Source organism: Tenacibaculum agarivorans, assembly GCF_001936575.1.
Taxonomy (GTDB): domain Bacteria; phylum Bacteroidota; class Bacteroidia; order Flavobacteriales; family Flavobacteriaceae; genus Polaribacter; species Polaribacter agarivorans.
In genome coordinates this window covers 1-2,101 of sequence record NZ_MSMP01000085.1, presented here as the reverse complement: position 1 = coordinate 2,101, position 2,101 = coordinate 1, and the positions used below count along the sequence as shown (strand labels likewise).

At 35.6% G+C, this 2,101-nt stretch carries 1 protein-coding gene; it reads left to right on the top strand.

The window, feature by feature from the left end:
- On the top strand, nt 1–2,101 hold a 2,101-nt coding region (locus BVC87_RS22925; RefSeq protein ID WP_143569900.1), incomplete at both ends, for a condensation domain-containing protein.

Here is a 2,101-nt window from a genome sequence, read left to right as displayed (position 1 = left end):
AGATAATAGTACAAAATATGCAGGTTTAGGCTTTGATGCTTCCGTATGGGAAATTTTCCCTTACCTTATTAAAGGTGCTACACTATATATCTTAGAAGATGCAATAAAGTATGATGTAGTAAAGCTTAATAGTTATTTTGAGACACATCATATTACTATTGCATTTTTACCTACACAATTATGTGAACATTTTATTAGACTAGATAATAGTTCACTACGCTTTTTACTAACAGGAGGAGACGCATTAAAATCTATAGAAGCTACAAATTATAGCTTAGTAAATAACTATGGTCCTACCGAAAATACGGTAGTTACCACAAGCCATATTTTTACAAAAGATAAAACGTATAGTAGTTTACCTATAGGAAAACCAATAGCCAACACAAGTGTTTACATTTTAAATAAAGAAGGTAATCTAGTTCCGAGAGGGGTTATCGGTGAGTTATGCATAGGAGGATCAGGTTTAGCACTAGGTTATATCAACAGAGCGGAGTTAACATCAGAGAAATTTATAGTTCACCCTTTTAAGGAAGGAGAACGCTTGTATCGTACAGGCGATTTAGCTCGTTGGTTAGAAGATGGTAATTTAGAGTTTTTAGGTCGTATAGATAGTCAGGTAAAGCTTAGAGGCTTCAGGATAGAGTTAGGAGAGATAGAGAATCAACTGTTAGGTTATCCAAGTATTAGAGATGTAGTAGTAAATGTTGTAGAGCAAAATCAAGACAAGTATTTGGTAGGCTACTATGTATCAGAAACATCGATAGACTCATCAGCGTTACGTTCTTTTTTACGCGGCAAGCTACCGGAGTATATGCTACCTAGTTATTATATGCATTTAGATGCCTTACCGATTACCGTCAATGGAAAGGTAGATCGTAAGAATTTACCACATCCAAGATTAGATATAGAAAATCATTATGTTGGCCCTTCTAATGCTACAGAAGAAACTTTAGTTAAGATCTGGAGTGATGTTTTAGCTATAGAAGAGAACTTGATTAGTGTTGAGCGCAGCTTTTTTGAACTAGGAGGACACTCTTTAAAAGCTACGGTTATGATGAATCTTATTTTAAGGGACTTAAATACAGAGGTTCCTTTGCGAGAAATTTTCCATTACGATACGATCAGGAGTCTATCAGATTTTATTTCTAGACAAAGTAAACAGATATACTTAAGCATAGAGGTAGGTGAGTCACGCGCTTATTACCCCTTATCCTCAGTACAACGCAGATTACATTTTATCTATAATTTAGATAGGACTTCCTTGGTGTATAACATGCCTCAAACCATAGGGATATCTAGTAGTATTACAAAAGATGAATTAGAAGTTGTTTTTGAAAAGCTTATAGAAAGGCATGATAGTTTTAGGACTTCCTTTGACTTTTTATATGGCGAAGTAGTTCAGAAAGTTCATCAAAAAGTGCACTTTTCAATAGAGGAGTGTGTTGGTGATGATAAGGATGCTGTTATATCAGCTTTTGTACGTCCTTTTGATTTGAGTAAAGGTCTATTGTTGCGAGCAGGTTTGCTACGACTACCAGGAGAAGAGTCGATTTTATTGATCGATATGCATCATATTGTTATTGATGGAGTTTCTTTAGAGCTTGTAAAGTCTGAATTTAGCGATTTATTATCAGGGGCGGAGTTATCTTTACCAAGGTTACAATACAAGGATTATATTTTATGGCAGCAAAGTTCATTATATCAGCGTAAGTTAGAGGTTCAGCGTGAATTTTGGCTTTCAGCGTATAGTGATTTGCCTAAGGTATTAGAACTACCTTTAGATTACCCAAGGGGTAGTGTTCGCGATTATAGTGGAAGCTTGAAGGTTTGGAATCTTAGCAAGGAATCTACAGAGTCATTACGATTGTTAGCTAGTCGTATTGGCGCTACATTATATGTGCCTACGTTAGCGATTCTAAATATTTTACTAAGCAAATTAGGTAATCAGGAAGATATTGTAGTCGGTACAGTAGTTTCGGGTCGAGACCATGCTGACTTAAAGGACATCGTAGGTATGTTTGTTAATACCTTAGCACTTCGTAACAATGTAGAAGGTTCTTTAAGTTTTATGGATTTTTTAGCATCCGTAAAAGCTCGAACA